Annotated in this window: 3 tRNA genes; all 3 read right to left on the reverse strand. The window is 54.5% G+C overall.

Annotated elements, in window-relative coordinates:
* Window positions 1-89 precede the first annotated feature (89 nt).
* The 3 genes from HEN33_RS25615 to HEN33_RS25625 all read right to left on the reverse strand — a co-directional run bounded on the left by HEN33_RS25615 (window position 90) and on the right by HEN33_RS25625 (window position 357).
* A tRNA-Gln gene (locus HEN33_RS25615) sits at window positions 90-164 on the reverse strand.
* A gap of 23 nt (window positions 165-187) precedes the next feature.
* Window positions 188-272: transfer RNA gene (locus HEN33_RS25620), tRNA-Leu, on the reverse strand.
* Window positions 273-280: 8 nt separating this feature from the next.
* A tRNA-Met gene (locus HEN33_RS25625) sits at window positions 281-357 on the reverse strand.
* Window position 358: the final 1 nt, after the last annotated feature.

Raw genomic sequence — 358 nt, forward strand, 5'->3', positions numbered from 1 at the left:
GAACCAGGGAATGCCGGTATCAAAAACCGGTGCCTTACCGCTTGGCGATACCCCAATAACCGGGCGGTGAACCGCTTACTCGAAGAAGATGGCTGGGGTACCTGGATTCGAACCAGGGAATGCCGGTATCAAAAACCGGTGCCTTACCGCTTGGCGATACCCCATCCGTACAACGCTTTCTGGTGAATGGTGCGGGAGGCGAGACTTGAACTCGCACACCTTGCGGCGCCAGAACCTAAATCTGGTGCGTCTACCAATTTCGCCACTCCCGCAAAAAAGATGGTGGCTACGACGGGATTCGAACCTGTGACCCCATCATTATGAGTGATGTGCTCTAACCAACTGAGCTACGTAGCCA

Source organism: Escherichia sp. 94.0001, from assembly GCF_013369155.2.
GTDB lineage: Bacteria > Pseudomonadota > Gammaproteobacteria > Enterobacterales > Enterobacteriaceae > Escherichia > Escherichia coli_F.